This window comes from Stenotrophomonas sp. STEN083, from assembly GCF_056759195.1.
Genome location: NZ_JBRRCU010000116.1, coordinates 1 through 1156, shown reverse-complemented (window position 1 = coordinate 1156; position 1156 = coordinate 1). Strand labels below are relative to the sequence as shown.

Below are 1156 nucleotides of genomic sequence, written 5' to 3'. Positions count from 1 at the left end.
ACGCCGCTTGTGTCTGCCAGCCGAGTAGATTGTGGTTGAGAGCGGAGTGCGGCAGCCCGTTACGTCGCGGTGCCCAGAAGCACGTGTAGGAGTTGGGGCGCCGCACTCCAAACTCCCCTTCAGCCCGAACAGTTGATCGGATACGAGTCCGAACCGTACAAGCATGGGATCAGGGGAGCGCTCTCACTGTCAGCCTACAACAGGAGCCGGTGATGGGTAGCTATGTTGGTATCGATGTCGCCAAGTTGGAATTGGTGGTCCACGTTCTGCCCCAGGAGCAGAGCAACGTTTTTGCCAACTCAGCAGCCGGCCTGACCGAACTGGTGTCTTGGTTGCAACAGATGCCGTGTCAGCGCATCGTCTTCGAGGCCAGCGGCGGCTATGAACAGGCACTGCTCAAGCACCTGCATCAGGTAAATCTGCCTGCTGTGCGGCTTCCCGCTCAGCGACCGCGTGAGCTGGCGCGCGCCTTGGGGGTGAAGGCAAAAACCGATGCGTTGGATGCCCGCGTGCTGGCAGTAGCGGCGCAGTTGCTACCGGCGGCACTGACGGAGCCACTGCCTGAAGCGACCGCTATTTTGCGTGAGTGGCTGCAGTTGAGAAGTGCTTTTGTCAGTGAGCGCGATAGCCATCGTCGCCGTCTTCAGCAACTGCAGGCGCCTGTGGTGCAAACCTTCCTGCAGAACTGGATAGACAAGCTCCAAGCGCAGATCAAGGACCTGGACAAGCTCTTGGCCAAACTTGCCAGTGCTGAGCCCTCATCGCTGGGCAAGGCGCCGGGACTGGGCCCGATCCTGCGTGCCACCTTGGCGGCGCGGTTACCCGAACTGGGGCGACTGGATCGCCGTCAGATCGCGGCCTTGGTAGGCCTGGCCCCGTACAACCGTGACAGCGGACGCTGGCGAGGCCAGCGCCGTATAGCCGGCGGAAGGGCTGATGTCCGGCGGGTGCTGTACATGGCCACCTGGTCGGCGATCCGAGGCGATCAGGCACTGGCGTTGTGCTACCAACATCTAGTGGCCGCAGGTAAGCCCAAAAAGCTGGCTGTCACCGCCTGTATGCGCAAATACCTGACCAGGCTCAATGCCATGAAACGTGACAACGCACCCTGGATAGCGGGTATAGCGGGAGGCGCTAAAGACAGTTGACTCCTACA

1 protein-coding gene is annotated in these 1156 nt (G+C 61.1%); it reads left to right on the top strand.

Annotated features, from left to right (window positions below; translation table 11 throughout):
* Positions 1–212: 212 nt before the first annotated feature.
* On the top strand, positions 213–1148 hold the full coding sequence (locus ACVOK8_RS19120) for an IS110 family transposase (RefSeq protein WP_481568196.1): 936 nt from the start codon (positions 213–215) through the stop codon (positions 1146–1148).
* Positions 1149–1156 lie beyond the last annotated feature (8 nt).